The following is a 16,891-nucleotide window of genomic DNA, read 5'->3' as shown; positions in this document are numbered from 1 at the left end:
GCGGCTAGCTCGTGAGGACGACGAGTTGCTGGGTCGCTCGGGTCATCGCGACATAGCGGTCGACCGCTCCCTCGATGCCTTCGCCGAACTCCTCCGGGTTGATCAGGACGACCAGGTCGAACTCAAGTCCCTTCGACAGTTCGGGAGTCAGCGACCGGACGCGGGGTGACGTCGGCCGGAAAGCCGGATCGCCGATCACGCACGCGATCCCGTCGGCCTGCTCGGCGAGCCACGTGTCGAGGACCGAGTCCAGTTCCGAAACGCGGCCGTGGATGACGGGAACACCGCTGCTGCGGATGGAGGTCGGCACATTCGCGTCCGGGAGGACGGCCCGGATGACCGGCTCGGCCTCCGTCATCACCTCTTCCGGCGTGCGGTAGTTGACGCTCAGGGAGGCCACCTCGATCCGGTCCTGGTCCAACCCGATCCGCTCCAGCCGCTCCAGCCACGACTCCGTGAAACCGTGCCGGGCCTGCGCGCGGTCCCCGACGATGGTGAAGCTCCGGGACGGGCAGCGCAGCAGCAGCATCTGCCACTCCGCGTCGGTCAGTTCCTGCGCCTCGTCCACGACGACGTGCGCGAACGGACCGGCGAGCAAGTCCGGCTCCACGGTGGGCAGTTCGGACTCGTCGACCAGGCTGACCTTGGCGTCCTCGCCGCGCAACATCGTCACCAGGCCCTCGCCGTCGTCACCGTCGGCGCCGGAGGCGGCCGCGGCGTCGATCAGGTTGCCGACGACCTGCGCCATGCTCTCGCGCTGGGCGGCGAGGATCGCCTCGTGCCGGCGCTTGCGCAGGGACGCCTCCGGGTCGCCGAGCCGCTGTCGTGCCGCGTCCAGGAGCGGCAGATCGGACACCGTCCAGGCCTGCGGGGCGTCCTTGCGCTGCAACTTCCGTACGTCGTCGGGGCCGAGCCAGGGCGCGCACATCCGCAGGTAGGCGGGCACCGACCACAGGTCTGAGACGAGATCGGCGGCTTCGAGCAGCGGCCACGCGCGGTCGAGGGTCCCGGTCAGCTCCTCGTCGTGCAGCAGCGCCCTGCGGAACTGGTCGGGCGGGACGTCGTCGTCGTGCCGGTCCAGCAGGATCGTGACCAGTTCCTCCCAGATCAGATCGCGTGCCTCGTTGTGCGCAGTGCCCGATCCAGCCGCTTCGAAGGCCTCGGCCCAGTCGGCGGCGCTCAGCCGGACGTCGGACCAGGGCGTCGAGACCGTCATCGCCTGGGTGGGCGGCTCCTCGTAGAACCTGACGGCCTTCTCGATCGCCTTCACCATGTCCGCGGACGACTTGAGACGGGCCACGTCCGGGTCGGCCTCGACCGGCGCTCCGGCTCCCTCGGTGACGAGGTCCCGCAGGGTGCAGGTCTGTACGCCCTCCTCGCCGAGGCTGGGGAGGACGTCGGCGACGTAGGCCAGGTAGGGCCGGCTCGGACCGACGAACAGGACGCCGCCACGGCGGTGACCGAGGCGCGGGTCGGAGTAGAGGAGGTAGGCCGAGCGGTGCAGGGCGACGACCGTCTTGCCGGTGCCCGGGCCGCCGTCGACGACGAGGGCGCCGCGGGATCCCGCCCGGACGATGGCGTCCTGGTCGGCCTGGATGGTGGCGAGCACGTCCCGCATCCGGGCCGACCGGTTGGTGCCCAGGCTGGCGATGAAGGCGGACTGGTCGTCGAGCGCGGCGCGCCCCTGAAGCCCGTCGGCGGTGAACACCTCGTCCCAGTAGTCGCTGATCCGGCCCCTGGTCCAGCGGTACCGGCGGCGGCTGGCCAGCCCCATCGGGTTGCCGTGGGTCGCCGCGAAGAAGGGCTCGGCCGCGGGGGAGCGCCAGTCGTACAGCAGTCGGCGCCCCGCGCTGTCGGTCAGGCCGAGCCGGCCGATGTACACGGGCTCGGGGCTGTCCGCAGGGACGATGTGCCCGAGGCACAGGTCGAGCCCGAAGCGGCGCAGGGCGCGCAGCCGGCCGGTCAGCCGGTGGATCTCCGCGTCCCGCTCCATCGCCTCCCGGCCGATGCCGCCGGGCGCCCTGCGCTCGGCGTCGAGCCGGTCGGACAGTTCGGCGATCGCCTGCTCCAGGCTCTTCTCGATGGCGGCGAAGTGCCGCTCGTCGTCGGCGATCAGCAGCGGGTCGGCCTTGGGGGAGAGGTGGTCGGGAAGGTCGAACGCACTGGTGGTCAAGGGCACTTCGGGAATCTCCGTTTCCGCAGGTACTGGCCTCGGCCAGAGATTCTGCGGGACACCGGGGGCCTTGCCGCAAGCCCCCCGGTGCGCTATACATTGAAAGTGGCAAGAGGTGGGTATCCCCTCTTGCCTTTCGTTTTTCAGGCCAGGAACTCCCCGTCGACGTACACCCACGCCCCGTCGACCCGCTCGAACCGGCTCCGCTCATGGAGCGTGCCACCCCGGTACGACGCCCTGAAGGTCACCGTCCCCGTGGAGTGGAACGCCGAACCCTCACCCGTGTCGAGGATCTCCAGGCCGGTCCACTTCATCGCCGGATCGAGGTCGACGCTCGCCGGCCGCGTTCGCGGATGCCACGTGCGCAGCAGATACCCCTCGTCCCGCTTCACGAAAGCGCTGTAGCGCGAGCGCATCAGCGCCTCGGCGGTCGGTGCCGTCGCCGCACCCCCATGAAACCGGCCACAGCACTTCTCGTACGTCTCCGCAAGACCGCAAGGGCAGGAGGGGGTGCGCGCGGGAGCGGAAGGGCGCTGGCGCCGGTGAGCCGTGTTGCGTCGGGACATGCCCCTATTCTGCGGCAACGCGGGCTGTGAAGAAGCTGTGGATCACCTGTCCCGACATGCGCACACCGTGTGCGAATCGTGTTCTGTGCCGTTCATCGAAACTCCCTCAGGGCTGGCTCGAACACGCCTTGCACCCGCAACCGGTAACTCCCCAGGGTTGAAGAAGCACTTGAGCATCAGGAGTCACAAGCGAGCCGCTTGCCCGGACGGCAGTCCGTCCGGGAACTGACGGGGGAAAGCTGATGCGGTGCCCGTGGACCGGCCGCTTGACCACGCGCCGGGGGCCTCCGCGCGCGCCGGAACAGACGTCACCCTCTGCCACCTCTTGGTGCCTTTCACCCGGTGCCATGAGACAGGGATAGGAGGGGGAATGCCGACGAATGCAGTGAGCGCCGCCAAGCCGACGTATCCCGGCGTCTACGTCGAAGAGCTTCCCAGCAGCACCCGCACGGTCTCCGCCGTGACCACCTCGGTGACCGCCTTCGTCGGGCACACAAGGCGCGGCCCGCTGAACGAACCGGTGCGTGTCACCGGCTTCACCGAGTTCGAGCGCCGCTTCGGCGGGCTCAGCTCGCAGAGCGCCGTCGCGTACGCGGTGCACCAGTTCTTCGCGGGTGGCGGCAGCGTCGCCGTGATCGTCCGGGTCGCGAAGGCGGGCAGCGGCAAGGCCGCATGCGTCGTCCTGGAGTCCACCGAGGGCCACAGCGAGAGCCGAGTCCTCGAAGTCCACGCCAAGGAACCCGGCGTATGGGGCAACGGCCTGCGGGTCGCCGTCGACTACGACACGCCCCACCCCGAAGAGACCTTCAACCTGCGTGTCTACGACGCCAAGGGCGACGCCCGCGAAAGCTTCACCGGCCTGTCCATGGACGCCGGGCACGGCCGGTACGCGCCGACCGTCGTCAACGCCGGCTCGCGCCTCATCCGCGTCGAGGCCGTCGGCGAGGGCCGGCCCGACCCGTCGGGCACCGTATCCAAGCCCTTCGGCAACGAACTCCCGGACCTCGCCGTCGACTTGACGGTGAAGATCGGTGACGTGGAGCGCGAGTTCAAGCTCTACGACCCCGACTGCGACGGCGAAGCACCGTGCAGCGTGGCCGAGTTGGCGCTCCTTCTCGAACGCAAGCTGCGGGCGCTGCCCGACGCGCCGGGCAAGCACGCCTTCGCGGGCGTCGAAGTCACCTCCTTCGGGCGGCGGTTGCAGGTCGTCGCCGGGTCCACCGACCCCGAGGACGTCGTCCGCTTCCTCGGCGAGTGCGCCAACGACCTCGGCCTTGAGGCCTCCGTCAACCCGCCCGTGTTCCCGCTGGAGGGCGGCGAGGACGGCGAGGCGCCCGGACCGCGCGACCTCATCGGCTCCGAGGCCGAGAAGACCGGCATCCAGGCCCTGCGCGGCGTCGCCGACGTCAACCTGCTGTCCCTGCCCGAGCTCGCGGCGTACGAGAAGACCGAGGACATGCTCACGGTCGTCTCGGCGGCCGGGCGCCTGTGCGAGGAGCGGCGGATCTTCCTGCTCGTCGACGCGCCCGGCACCTGGGTGAGCGTCGACACGGCACGCGCCGGGCTCGCCGCCTTCGACGCCGTACGCGGCAACCACGCGGGCCTCTACTTCCCGCACATCCAGCTCACCGACCCGCTCACCGGACGGCTGCGCGCCTTCCCGCCCTCCGGAGCCGTCGCGGGCGTCATCGCGCGCACCGACTCCGAGCGCGGGGTGTGGAAGGCGCCGGCGGGCACCGAGGCACGGCTCGCGGGCGTGCACTCCCTCACCGTCGATCTGACGGACCGGGAGACCGGGCTGCTGAACCCGCTCGGCGTCAACTGCCTGCGGACGTTCCCGGCGACGGGCCCGCTCGTGTGGGGCGCGCGCACGCTCGAAGGCTCCGACGCCCTCGAGAGCGAGTGGAAGTACGTGCCCGTGCGACGGCTCGCACTGCACGTGGAGGAGAGCCTCCAACGCGGCCTGCAGTGGGTCGTGTTCGAGCCCAACGACGAGAGCCTCTGGCAGCAGATCAGGCTCAACGCCTCCTCCTACCTGCACACACTCTTCCGCCAGGGCGCCTTCAAGGGCAGTACGCCGCGCGAGGCGTACTTCGTCAAGTGCGACCACGAGACCACCACCGCCGAGGACGTCGCGAACGGCGTCGTCAACGTCCTGGTGGGCATCGCGCCGGTCCGGCCGGCCGAGTTCGTGATCGTCAGGATCCAGCAGACGTCCGGGCAGTTCGAGCTCTAAGGAATCCCGAGGACATTTCGATGGCAGAGTTCACGGTCAACGCCCATCGGTTCGACCCGTACAAGAACTTCAAGTTCCTGGTCCTCTGGGACGGTCGTACGGTCGCCGGCATCAGCAAGATCAGTCCCCTGAAGCGGACCACGGAGGTCGTCAAGCACCGCAACGGCGGCGACCCCTCCTCCCCGCGCAAGTCGCCGGGGCGCTCCGAGTTCGAGGGCATCACCCTGGAGCGCGGGGTCACCCACGACCCCGAGTTCGACCGCTGGGCCAACAAGGTCTGGCAGGTCGGCGCGGGCCTCGGCTCGGAGGTGTCCCTCGCGGACTTCCGCAAGGACATCGTCATCCAGGTCCTCAACGAGGCCGGCCAGGTCGCCGTCTCGCACAAGCTGTACCGGACCTGGCCCAGCGAGTACCAGGTGCTCGGCGAGCTCGACGCCAACGCCAACGCGGTGGCCATCCAGTCACTCAAGTTGGAGTGCGAGGGCTGGGAGCGGGACTACGAGGTGCCCGAGCCGGAGGAGCCGTCGTTCCTCAACCCGGCCTGAAACAGGGGGAGTTGGGGTCATGGCAAGCACGGGGGCGGCTGAGCTGCTGGCCACCTGGGAGGCGGGGCTCGTCGAGGCGTCCGCCGGGCGGGCGCTGCTGCTGCACCGGGCCGCCCGCCCGGACGTCGGCACCGGCGAACTGCCCGCGCTGCCGGTGGGCGAGCGCGAGACGGACCTGTTCACGCTGCGCCGGGCTCTGTTCGGCGAGTGGATGCAGGTGCGTCTGGAGTGCGTGGCGTGCGGCGAGGACATGGAGTTCGACCTGGACGCCGGGGAGTTCGCCGGGAGCCTCGGGCCCGCCTCGGAAGCGGTGCGGGTCGCGGAGGGCGGCTGGGACGTCGAGTTCCGGCTGCCCGGCGTCGCCGACCTGACGGCGGCGGCCCGGGCCGCGGACCCGCGCGGGGCGCTGCTCGTGCGGTGCCTCGTCTCGGCCTCGCACGACGGGAGGGCCGTGACCGCCGCCGACCTGCCGCTGCCGGTGCAGCGGCGGATCGCCGAGGCGGTCGAGGCGGCCGACCCGGGCGCCGACGTGACGCTCAACGTGGCCTGCCCCGACTGCGGGCAGGCCACCCGGGCCGAACTCGACATCGCCTCCTACCTGTGGACCGAACTGGACGCCTGGGCACGGGACGTGCTGCTCGACGTCCACCTGCTCGCCACCGCCTACGGGTGGAGCGAGCCGGAGATCCTGGCGCTCAGCCCGCTGCGGCGCCGCTACTACCTGGAGCTGTGTGCGGATGTCTGACCCAAGAGAGGAAGCGGAGGCCTCGGCGGCCCCCGACTTCCTCGACCGGCTGATCGCCCGGCACGCCGCCCCGGCCGCCGTGCCACGCCCGGGCGTGGTGCGGGTACGGCCCCGGCTGCCCGGCCCCTTCGAACGGGTCGAGGCGGTACGGGCCGGAGCGCCGGAACCGGACGGGGCAGGCCCGCTGTGGCCCGCCTCGACGCCGTCGGCCCTGGTGCAGCGGGACGCACCACGGCCGGCGGCGGCAGCCGAGGCCCGGCTGCGCACGGAACGGGAACGGACCGTCGTACACACCGAACGGACGCCCGCCGAGCCGGAGTTGCGGCCCGCCCCGCCCACCGGACCTCAGACACCGCTGCTGCGTCCCGTCGCTCAACTCGCGCCCGGGCCACGGCCCGCGCCCGACACCGCGCAGCGCACCGCGCGGGGCCGGGCCGACCGGGACCCGTCGCAGCCAGCGGCGTTCGCGCCCACCCCCTCGGGCACGGACGCCGTTCCCGCCGCCGTGTCCGCCGCCCTGCGCCCCAGCGCGGCGGACACGGCGGCAGCCCGCGACGCCGTACGACAGGCCGCGGCCCGGCGATCGGGGCGCGCACCCGAGCAGGTGGTCCAGGTGCAGATCGGTCGGCTCGAAGTCACGGCGTCGTCGCCGGCCGGCGGTGGCGGCGCGGGCAGGCGTACGGAGGCGGCGGGGCGGGCCGGGGCGACGGTGAGCCTGGCGGAGTACCTGACGCGGGGGCGCGAGTGAGCCGTAGCGGTCGTAGCAGTCGCTTCCGGGACAGCAGGGGCAGTGACAGCAGGGATATCCGGGAAACCAGAGGAGCCGAGGAACCGACGCCATGAGCAACGCACTTGCCATCGCCCACGTGACCCAGGCCCTCGCCCTGCTGATCGAGAACAACCTGGGGCCGGAGATCGACATGGCGGTCAAGGTCGAGCCGCGCAAGCCGCCGGCCGAGCCGCAGGCCGAGCCCACCATCTCCGTGTTCCTCTACCAGGTCACGCCCAACACCTCCCAGCGCAACAACGACTTGGCCACCAGGGCCTCCGACGGCACCCTGCTGAAGCGGCCCGCCGCCGCGCTGGACCTGCACTTCCTGATCAGCGCGTACGGCGAGGAGACCGAACTGGTCGGGCAGCGGCTGATCGGTTCCGTGGTGCGGACACTGCACGAGATACCCGTCCTGCCGAAGGACGTCATCGAACTCGCCGGTGAGCGGCCCTACTTGGCGGGCAGTGATCTCGCCGAGTCGGCGCAGCGCGTGCGGTTCGTGCCGACGGTGATGGACATCGACGAGACGTCGAAGCTCTGGGGGATGCTCTACCAGACGCCGTACTCGCTGTCGGTGGTCTACCAGGCCGCCCTCGTCTTCATCGAGGGCCGCGAGACACCGGTGCCGGCGAAGCCGGTGGAGCGGCCGGATGTGCGGGTGGTGCCGTTCCCTCCGGGGGTGGAGCCGGTGACTGACGTGCCGTCAAGTGGGGTCCCCTCCAGGGATGTTGTGAAGGCAGATGCCCCGGAATCTCGTCCGGTAGCCGTCAAGAAGGCCACGAAGGCTCCAGCGAAGGCCCCTTCGAAGGCCGCCGCGAAAGCACCGGCGCGGACCCGTAAGAGCACGCCCCGCCCGGCACGCGGCGAAGGCACGGAGAACTGAGACGACATGGGGACGTACGAGACGAACGGAACGGACGCGCGGGGCGGGCACTCGACGCTGACCGCGGAGATCCGGCGTGTCCTCTCTCGTATCGACGCGCACGCCGCACGCGTCGACGAGGAAGGGGTACCCGAGACCGACCGCACCCCTGCCCTCGCCGGTCCCGGAACCGCGCCCCTCGACGCCCTCGTCGCCTGCTTCGGTCTCACCCCCTTCGAGCGAGACCTCGTACTCCTCACCGCCGCCCACGAGTTGGAGCCCACGGCCGCATCCCGTTGCGCCGCCGCCTGCGGTGACCGGGAACGGGCGTACCCCACCTTCTCGCTCGCGCTCGCCGCACTGGCCGAACCGCACTGGAGCGCGCTCACCCCGGTCGCGCCCCTGCGGCGCTGGCGGATCGTCGAACTGGACGACGAGTCACGGCTGACCACCTCACGGCTCCGCCTCGACGAACGCATCCTGCACTTCCTGCTCGGCTCGCCCTACCTGGACGCCCGGCTGCACGGCCAGTTGCGCCGCACCTCGGCGCCGGACGGGCTGCCGCCGTCGTACGACCTGGCCGCGAGCCGGGTCGCGGCGGGCTGGACGGGGAGGGGCGTGAGCGCCGACGCGCCGCTGCTCGTCGAGGTGACCGGCGGCGATCTGCGCAGCCGGGCCGATGTCGCCGCCGCTGCGGCCGCCCGCTCGGGGCTCGGGCTGTACTCGATGAGCGCCGAGGACATCCCTTCCGACGCCGTCGAACGGGACCGGCTCGCCCGGCTGTGGCAGCGCGAGGCGATCCTGCTGCCCGCCGCGCTCCTCGTCGACGTGGGCGAACTGGACCGCGATCAGCGGGCGGCGACCGAGGCGTTCCTGGCGGGGGCCGCCGTACCGGTCGTGGTGTCGAGCGAGGACCCGTTGCGTTCGGACCGGCCGCACGGCGCGCGGGTGGCGGTGCCTCGGCTGGACGAGGAGGAGCAACTCGCCCTCTGGAGCGAGGCGTTCGATGACGTGGCCGACCTCGACGAGGGTGAACTCCGGTCACTGGTCGCCCAGTTCCAGCTGCCGCCGCACGTCGTACGGTCCGCGGCCGCCTCGGTACGGCGTGATCTGCCCGGTGAGGACGAGCTCGACGTCGCCGAACTCGCCTGGCGGGCCGGGCTCGACGAGGCCCGGATGGGCATGGACGAGCTGGGGCGACGTATCGAACCGCAGGCCGGCTGGGACGACCTGGTGCTGCACGAACGGCAGACGAGCGTGCTGCGCGAGATCGTCGCGCATGTGCGGCAGCGGCCGACCGTCCACCAGGAGTGGGGATTCGCGGCCACCCTGCGCCGCGGCCTCGGCGTCACCGCGCTGTTCGCCGGCGGCTCCGGCACGGGCAAGACCCTCGCCGCCGAGGTCATGGCGAAGGAGCTGGGCCTCGACCTGTTCATCGTCGATCTCTCCCAGGTCGTCAGCAAGTACATCGGCGAGACCGAGAAGAACCTCCGCCGGGTCTTCGACGCCGCCGAACGAGGCGGCGCCCTCCTGCTGTTCGACGAGGCCGACGCCCTCTTCGGCAAGCGCAGCGAGGTCAAGGACAGCCACGACCGGTACGCCAACCTCGAAGTCAGCTATCTGCTGATGCGGATGGAGGCCTACCGCGGCCTCGCCATCCTCACCACCAACATGAAGAAGGCCCTGGACACCGCCTTCCTGCGGCGCATCCGTTTCCTCGTCGACTTCCCCTTCCCGGCCGAGAACGAACGCGCCGAGATCTGGCGCCGGGTGCTGCCGCCGCAGGCCCCGGTCAAGGACATCGACTGCGAACTCCTCGCCCAACTCACCGTCGCGGGCGGCTCGATCCGCAACATCGCCCTGTCCGGCGCTTTCCTCGCCGCCGAGGAGGGCGACCGTCTCCAGATGCGGCACATGCTCGCGGCGGCCCGCACCGAGTACCTGAAGCTGGAGCGCTCCCTGACGCCTACGGAGGTGCGGGGATGGGTGTGAAGACGACAGGGCCGGGAGATGACAGGGAACCGACGGCGATCCGCGTGGAGATCGGCGAACTCGCCCTGCACGGCTTCCGCGTGGACCCCGACCGGGTCTCGGCCGCCTTCGAGAGCGAGCTGACCCGGCTGGTGCGGGAACACGGCGTACCCGTCGCGGCGGACGGTCCGGTGACCATGGACGCGCTCTCCGGCCTTCCGCCCCTGCCCGCGGGCCTGTCCGCCCGTCGCCTCGGCCAGGAACTTGCGCGTGCCGTGCACGAGGGGCTCAGCGGCCATGGGGAGGTGACACGGTGAGCAACTCCCATACGCAGGACGCCAGTTCCGAGCAGGCGGCCGAACAGCGCCGCCGTAAGCGCAAGGAACGCGCCGCCAAGTCCCGTACGCCCGAACCGAAGGACATCGTCAGCGGCGCCGGACAGCCTCTCGACCCCGGAGTACGACGGGAGTTGGAGGAACAGCTCGGGCACGACCTCGGACGCGTACGACTGCACACCGGCCGGGACGCCGGGCAGCTGACCGAACTGCTCGGCGCGGACGCCGTCGCGGTCGGCCAGGACATCTTCTTCGGTGAGGGCACCTTCCGCCCGGGCACGGACGAGGGCCGCCGGCTGCTCGCCCACGAACTCCTGCACACCGTTCAGAACCCGCACGGCCTCGGCACCCTGCGCGCCGGCCGCGACCTGGGCGCGGTGAGCCTGCCGCAGCAGGCCATCGAGCGGGAGGCGGAGTCGGCGGCCCAGGACCTCGTACGTCCGGAGGCGGCCCGTACGCAGGAGTCCGCCCCGGAGGTCGAGGAGGGGCAGGCCACGCCCGGCTGGCTGCGGTACGCCACCGTGGACGCCGACCGCAACCGGGCGGAGGCGATCGACCCGGCCACCCTCGTCGACCGGCTGACGAACTCGGTCGTCCGCTCCCTGCGAGGCGACCCGGAAGACCTCTCGCAGCGCACCCGCAAACAACTCGCCAAGCTGCCCGTCGAGTTGCTCGACGGTGTCCTCGTCCGGCTGGAGGGCAGGCTGCTCGGTTCGGAACACGACCGGGTGCTCGACCTCGTGGACGAGATCGAGGCGTACGACGACTACGCCGAGGACGGTCTGGAGCGGGAGTCGCATGAGGCCCCGCAGATCGAGCCGGACACCGCCGGGGAGGTGCGGACCGAGCGCGAGAACGAACTGCGGGACGCGGAGCGGCGCAAGACGGAGGAGCAGCGGCCGGGGCTCGCGCCGGGGCCGGAGAAGGAGCAGGCCGACGAGGAGGGTGCGGTCGGCAGCACTCCGCAGAACGGTGGTTCGCCGGAGCACGGGAGCACGCCGCAGGGTGGGGGTGCGCCGCGCGGAACGGAAGCGTCCGCGAGCCAGGGTTCCGGCTCCGCCGCCCCCGCAGCGCAGAAGGAGCAGTCCTCGTCGCCCTCGTCGTCCTCCTCCGGGGGGAAGACGGAGGGTGGACAGCAGGAGGGCGGGAAGTCCCAGGACTCCGCGGCCGGCAAGGAGAAGGAGAAGGCCGGCAAGGAGGCCACCGAGCAGGAGGAGACGCCCGCCGCGAGCAAGGAGGAGTCCGCGGCGAAGAACCGGCCCGGCGCGGCCGAGGCGATGGTCGCGGGGCGGCAGTTGAAGCCGCAGGACAAGCGAGGGCAGGAGCAGCCCAAGGGCTCGCCGACCATGTCCGGCAAGGACACCCAGCAGCCCGGCAGGTTCAGCACGCTCGAAGGCAAGCGCAACCAGGACGTCGAGGGCCTGGAGGAGGAGACCGAGGAGGACCCGTTCGGCTCCGGCAGCGAGTCGGAGGTCGAGGTCGGCGGCGAGGAGCCGAGCGCCTGGGACATCAAGCTCCAGCCCGAGGACTTCCTGCCGAGCCAGGACCCGGACGTGTCCGGTGTCTCGACCGCGGACGAGCTGGATCCGTCCTCGTCCACCACCCCGGCCGTCCCGTCCTTCCCCGCTCCGCCGCCGACCAGGGCCGACGAGGTGCGGGCACAGCGGGAGGCGGAGGACGCCGAGGACGAGGCGGTGGAGACCGAGCCCGAGGAGGAGGCCTCTCCCGCCGAGACGGAGTCGTCGGTACCGGAGACCGAGGGTGGGCCGGATGGCGGCGGCGGGTTCGGCGGACTCGCACTGGAGCAGGCGGCGGCGCCGCCCGCGCCGAGCAGCACGGCGTCCCGGGACCCGAAGTCCGGTGACGACCCGAAGTTGGGTGCGGTCGCGGCGCAGACGACGGTGCAGGAGGCACCGGGCAGGACGGACGGGAAGTCCGAGGGCGGCGGCGAGGCCAAGGAGGCGGCCGCCAAGGAGGAGAAGGGCACCGCCGCGGGCGGCGACCAGGCCTCGGCGGCGCCGGAGAAGGAGTCGCAGCAGGCGGCGGGGGGTGCGGGGTCGGCGGCTTCCGGTACCGGGAGCGCGGGGACCGCGCAGGATACTGACGGGGTCGGGGCAAGCACGGGTGGAGCAGGTGGTGCGGGTGCTCCGGGCGGGGCGGCCGGAGGGTCTCCTTCCGCTTCAGCTGAAACCGTCGTAGCCGCAGGGGCAGGGGCAGGGGCAGGTGTCACGGGTTCACCCGCTGCGGCCACGGACACGGCCACGGCCACGGCAGGCGGCGGGTCGCAGGAAACGGCGCCTGGACCCAGCGCTGCCGCACAGGCTCCGGCGGCTCGTACGGAGGCTCCGGCCGCGTCGCCCAAGTCCGCGCCCACCACTCAGGAGCCTGCTTCCGCGCCCGCATCAGCTCCGAAGTCCGCTCCGGAGGGGAAGGGCGTGCCGGAGACGGCGCCGGCGCCCAAGTCGGCGGCAGGGTCCGGCGGATCGTCGGGCGGTGGCGGTGGCGGTGGCGGTGGCGGCGGGACGGCAGCCCCAGCGCGCGGGAAGGGCAAGAAGGACTCCGCACCGGCACCGAACCTGTCGGGCGTAGCGCCGGAGGCCGGCCTGGCCACCGCCTCGAAGCTCAAGCCGCACAAGGCACTTGAGGCCATGAGCGGTGTGGGCGGCGCCGTGGACCGTTCGGTCGGCGACGAACACAAGACGCTGGCCTCCGCACCACCGGCGATGGCCCGTCCGGCGGGCGCACCGCAGACCCTCGACGGCAAACCGACGTCGGACGCCCCGGCCCAGTACTCGCAGGACCCGGCCCAGCAGGCCAACGAGCCGGACCAGGAGAACGCCGAGGTCACCGGCGCGAAGGAGCCCGAGGGGCAGATCGAGGCGGAGCAGGCCGAGGAGCCGAGCGGCTGGGACACCTTCAAGATGGCCCTGGGCTTCGGCATCGGCAAGGTGGCGAGCTGGCTGGGCTTCGAGGTGGACGCCCAGGAGTTGGCCGCGAAGTTCGCCGGGCTGCCCACGAAGGACGAGGCGCTCAAGCAGGCTCAGGCGGGCAACGCGCCGGGCGTCGAGTTGCAGGGTGGTGCCGAGCAGGCGTCCGGCGAACAGGGCGGCCATGTCGACGCCAAGGGTCAGGAGACCATCGGGACGGCCCAGGACGACGCCGGCCGTGGGATGGGCGAGGACCAGGTCTATCCCAACGCCCCCAAGGAGCAGTTGACCGCGAAGGTGCCGGGGCAGGGAGGCGGCGGGGAGGGAGTCGGCGCCGAGGGCAGGGGCGCGACCGGTGCCGTACCGCCGGAGGCCGCCTCCGAGGTGGCGGAGCACGAGCGGGGCCCGCAGTTCCAGGCCGCGTTCGGCGAGGGCCAGAAGGGCATGTCGCAGGGGCGTCAGGCCAAGGACCGCGACTTCCGCGACTCGCAGGCCAAGCACAAGCAGCAGATCGACGCCGAGATCGCGACCAACACCGATACGCAGGCGGGCGAGCGCGAGAAGGCGATGTCCGACGTCACCGCCCAGCGCGACGACTGGCGTACGGAGCAGGACAAGGAGCTCAAGAGCCTCGGCGACAAGAAGACCGACCGGCAGGAGAAGGTCCGCCAGGACGTCAAGACCGAGGAGGAGAACACCGACACCAAGGTCGAGACGGAGAAGCAGGGCAGCGACAAGAAGGTCAAGGAAGAGAGCGACAAGGCCGAGAAGGACGCGGAGAAGCAAAGGGACGGCGCCACACAGGAGTCGGGCAACTGGATCACGAAGGCCTTCGACTGGATCAAACAGAAGGTCATCGAGATCAAGAACGCGATCGTCAAGGTCATCCGGGACGCGCGTGACGCGGTCGTCACCTTCATCCGGAACTTCAAGAAGACGGTCGAGGACTGGATCAACACCGCCCGCAAGAACATCATCGACGCCATCAAGCGGCTGATCACGGATCTGATCGAGTTCGCGAAGTCGATGGTGCGGGCGATCATCGACCTGGCCAAGCGCATCCGGAACCTGATCACTTCGCTGATCGACGCGGCGATAGCTCTGGTCAACAAGCTCGCCACCATGCTGAAGCAGATCATCAGCGATCTGCTGGACGCCATCGGCAAGTTGCTGAGCAGCATCCTGGAGATCCTGAAGAAGGCCCTCCTGGACGTCGTGAAGGCCATCGTGGAGGCGGTGAAGGCGGTCCTGGACTTCGCCGCCGGACTGCTCAACGCCCTCGGCGAGTTCATGCTCATCGCGGTCGACTTCCTGTCCGACCCGGGCGGCTGGCTGAGCGGCGCCAAGAACTCCGCGGTGGACGGTGCGAAGAACCACCTGTTCCGCGAGGTCAAGTCGGCCGTCAAGGAATGGTTCCAGTCCAAGATCGAGGAGATCATCGGCGTCCCGAAGGCCATCCTCGACAAGCTGATCAAGGGCGGCATCACCCTCGAACGGATCGTCAAGGAGACCTGGGACGCCATCGTCCCCCAACTCCCCTTCATCATCGGCGAGATCGTCATCACCAAGGTCATCGCCAAGCTGATCCCGGGCGCCGGCTGGGTGGCCGCCGTCATCGACGCCATCCGCACAGCCATCGGCGCCCTCGGTGAGATCCTCCGCGCTTTCGGCGCGGTCCTCGACTGGCTCAAGGCAGTCCGCAGCGGCGGCGCGGGCATCCTCTTCGCCAAAGCGGTGGCGGCCGGCATCGTCGCCCTCCTCGAACTCGCCTACGAGGCCCTGCTGTCCGGCATCGGCAAGTACGTCGCCAAGGTGGGCCGACGCTTCAAGGACATCGCCGCGAAGCTGGGCCAGGGCAAGGGCGGAAAGGGCGACGGCAAGGGACCGGGGGCGGGCGGGGCCGACGACAAGGGCGACGGCAAGAAGGACCGGGGCGAGGCTTCGCAGCCGGGTGCGGAGGGGAGGGCCCCGACCGTACGCCCGACCGCGACGACGCCGAGGCCCGGTCAGGGCAAGGGCGGCGCTCCCGCAAAGCCCGAGGGCACGACCGGCACGAAGCCGCCCACGGCCAAGGCACCCGCAGCGAACACGCCCACAGGCAAGTCGCCTGCAGCGAACACGCCCACAGGCAAGTCGCCTGCAGCGAACACGCCGACGGCCAAGGACAAGAACGGCAAGCCGAAGGACAAGGACGAGGACAGGCCGGACACCCGTCCGACACCGGCTCCGAGGCCCAATCCGCAGCCCGCGCCCCAGCCGAAGCCGAAGGCCGAACCGGACACCCGGCCCCGCCCGAAGGACGACACCCCGGGCAAGCCCAAGGAGGACCAGAGCCCCACCCCGCCCAAGCGCGACGACAAGACCCCGGACAAGCCCAAGGACCAGGACCCGACCAGACCCACGGACAAGGACGGCCCGGCCAAGCCCAAGCCGGACAAGGACGACGGCAAGCCCGGCAGGTCCAAGCCCGACAAGGACAGCGACAAGCCCGGCAAATCCAGGGAAGGGGACGGCAAGAAGCCGAATCACGGCAAGGACGACAACGGGAAGTCGAAGGACAAGGACCCGCTCAAGGACGGGCAGGACAGGCAGGACAAGCGGGACGAGAAGGATCGGCAGGAGAAGGAAGAGGACTCGAGCGATTCGAAGGACAAGCGCCTCGCAAAGATCGTCGCCCGGATACGGCCGATTCTGGAGAAGCGGCTGCAACCCGGTATCGCCCAGGGCTCGCACAGGGCGCTCCTCGCCAACCTGCAAGCGTGGTACCGGCTGACGAGTCTGGAGAAGCGGGGCGGAGCGCACTTCACCATTCGCGCCACGCTCAACCCCAGCCGGGATGTCGTAGAGGGAATCTCTGAACAGCTGCGTGACTATCTCAAGGAGCGTGAGCTTCCCTACCCCGTGGTTCTCCCTCTTCCGCAGAACTACGTCAGACCTGCCCCGGTGACCAGTGCGAAGTACATAAATCCGCAATACGCGGCCGAGCACGGAAGGAAGCCGAGCGGGCAGTACACCGAGGGCTTTGACTACTTGGAGGCCCACGGGTTCGCCAAGAGCGGCCCTCAGTGGGACCGCATGCATCTCATTCCCCGTGAAGTGGGCGGCGCTGCGAAGACCTCCAACTTCGTACCGGCTCTGAACTCCATCAACGGTCCTTTCTACGATCTCATCGAGAAGGGTGCGGGAGAAGCGTTCGGGTCGAAGTCGCCGGACGGCAAACCGGACCCCGGATGGTACACCGCAAAGCTGGACCGCTATTCGGGAAGGGCTGGTAGCACATATCCGGCGCCGCATGGGAACAAATACCCTGAAGGTTTCCCCGAACGGTTGGAGGTTGCGTGGGGAAGGTATGAGAGGAAGGGTCCAGGAACTGGACGTAATTTCTCCGACTGGAAGCAACTCTCCGCCGACAAAACGGCTGTGCAAAAGTTTCCCCCACCGCCGGTTCCCGGTGGTCAGGTAGCGCCTCCCGTGAACATAAACAGAGGCAACAGAGCCCAAATCAAGAGGGCTTTGGGGAAGCCGTCGGACCTGGTCATGGATGCCATCATGAAGGAACGGGAGAGGACTCCTCCCGGTGCTGATGCCTTCAAGGACATGGATGAGCTGCAAGAGAAGCTGGAGTCCTACAGGTCCGATGCGGGGAAGAGCCTCTACTCTCTGGGGGAGACAATGGTGAAAATACGGCAGCACTACAAAAACGGAAATTTCACGTTCCAGTGACGCCGACACCTGCGACCCTCCGGAAGGAGTCATTGT

Annotated in this window: 10 protein-coding genes; 8 read left to right on the top strand and 2 right to left on the bottom strand. The window is 70.4% G+C overall.

Translation table 11 applies throughout. The features are described from left to right. Positions 1-4: 4 nt before the first annotated feature. The gene (gene helR / locus AC5DRG_RS11290; protein WP_491809876.1) at positions 5-2,179 is read right to left on the bottom strand and encodes an RNA polymerase recycling motor ATPase HelR; all 2,175 of its coding nucleotides are present in this window, start codon (positions 2,177-2,179) and stop codon (positions 5-7) included. 137 nt (positions 2,180-2,316) lie between these two features. After that, positions 2,317-2,739, bottom strand: a complete 423-nt coding sequence (locus AC5DRG_RS11285; protein WP_491809875.1) for a YchJ family protein — start codon at positions 2,737-2,739, stop codon at positions 2,317-2,319. A 370-nt stretch (positions 2,740-3,109) separates the two neighbouring features. Between AC5DRG_RS11285 and AC5DRG_RS11280 the strand changes: the two genes are divergently transcribed. The 8 genes from AC5DRG_RS11280 (at position 3,110) to AC5DRG_RS11245 (ending at position 16,855) form a co-directional block, all read left to right on the top strand. Further along, a complete protein-coding gene (locus AC5DRG_RS11280; RefSeq protein WP_491809874.1) occupies positions 3,110-4,975 on the top strand; it encodes a phage tail sheath subtilisin-like domain-containing protein in 1,866 nt (621 codons plus the stop codon). Between the two features lie 20 nt (positions 4,976-4,995). Further along, positions 4,996-5,520, top strand: a complete 525-nt coding sequence (locus tag AC5DRG_RS11275; protein ID WP_362685951.1) for a phage tail protein — start codon at positions 4,996-4,998, stop codon at positions 5,518-5,520. 19 nt (positions 5,521-5,539) lie between these two features. Further along, positions 5,540-6,265 (top strand): T4 family baseplate hub assembly chaperone, encoded by a 726-nt coding sequence (locus AC5DRG_RS11270; RefSeq protein WP_491809873.1) that lies wholly within the window; start codon positions 5,540-5,542, stop codon positions 6,263-6,265. Then, the gene (locus tag AC5DRG_RS11265; protein ID WP_491809872.1) at positions 6,258-7,013 is read left to right on the top strand and encodes a hypothetical protein; all 756 of its coding nucleotides are present in this window, start codon (positions 6,258-6,260) and stop codon (positions 7,011-7,013) included. Before AC5DRG_RS11270 ends, AC5DRG_RS11265 begins: the two co-directional genes overlap by 8 nt. A gap of 91 nt (positions 7,014-7,104) precedes the next feature. Then, positions 7,105-7,920, top strand: a complete 816-nt coding sequence (locus AC5DRG_RS11260; protein ID WP_491809871.1) for a Pvc16 family protein — start codon at positions 7,105-7,107, stop codon at positions 7,918-7,920. A 6-nt stretch (positions 7,921-7,926) separates the two neighbouring features. After that, the gene (locus tag AC5DRG_RS11255; protein WP_491809870.1) at positions 7,927-9,891 is read left to right on the top strand and encodes an ATP-binding protein; all 1,965 of its coding nucleotides are present in this window, start codon (positions 7,927-7,929) and stop codon (positions 9,889-9,891) included. After that, positions 9,882-10,187: a hypothetical protein gene (locus AC5DRG_RS11250; RefSeq protein WP_491809869.1), complete on the top strand. Its 306-nt coding sequence runs from the start codon at positions 9,882-9,884 to the stop codon at positions 10,185-10,187. The genes AC5DRG_RS11255 and AC5DRG_RS11250 overlap by 10 nt, the downstream gene beginning before the upstream one ends. Further along, positions 10,184-16,855, top strand: coding sequence for an eCIS core domain-containing protein (locus tag AC5DRG_RS11245; protein WP_491809868.1), 6,672 nt, complete (start codon positions 10,184-10,186; stop codon positions 16,853-16,855). Before AC5DRG_RS11250 ends, AC5DRG_RS11245 begins: the two co-directional genes overlap by 4 nt. Positions 16,856-16,891 lie beyond the last annotated feature (36 nt).

The organism is Streptomyces sp. JLBG701 (genome assembly GCF_058544905.1).
The sequence above is the reverse complement of the archived record's forward strand: the minus strand, read 5'-3'. Positions and strand labels throughout refer to the sequence as shown.

Bases quoted from the DNA above. Each gene is read 5' to 3' on its own strand.
- AC5DRG_RS11285 (WP_491809875.1), bottom strand. From the start codon at position 2,739: ATGTCCCGACGCAACACGGCTCACCGGCGCCAGCGCCCTTCCGCTCCC.
- AC5DRG_RS11280 (WP_491809874.1), top strand. From the start codon at position 3,110: ATGCCGACGAATGCAGTGAGCGCCGCCAAGCCGACGTATCCCGGCGTC.
- AC5DRG_RS11275 (WP_362685951.1), top strand. From the start codon at position 4,996: ATGGCAGAGTTCACGGTCAACGCCCATCGGTTCGACCCGTACAAGAAC.
- AC5DRG_RS11270 (WP_491809873.1), top strand. From the start codon at position 5,540: ATGGCAAGCACGGGGGCGGCTGAGCTGCTGGCCACCTGGGAGGCGGGG.
- AC5DRG_RS11265 (WP_491809872.1), top strand. From the start codon at position 6,258: ATGTCTGACCCAAGAGAGGAAGCGGAGGCCTCGGCGGCCCCCGACTTC.
- AC5DRG_RS11260 (WP_491809871.1), top strand. From the start codon at position 7,105: ATGAGCAACGCACTTGCCATCGCCCACGTGACCCAGGCCCTCGCCCTG.
- AC5DRG_RS11255 (WP_491809870.1), top strand. From the start codon at position 7,927: ATGGGGACGTACGAGACGAACGGAACGGACGCGCGGGGCGGGCACTCG.
- AC5DRG_RS11250 (WP_491809869.1), top strand. From the start codon at position 9,882: ATGGGTGTGAAGACGACAGGGCCGGGAGATGACAGGGAACCGACGGCG.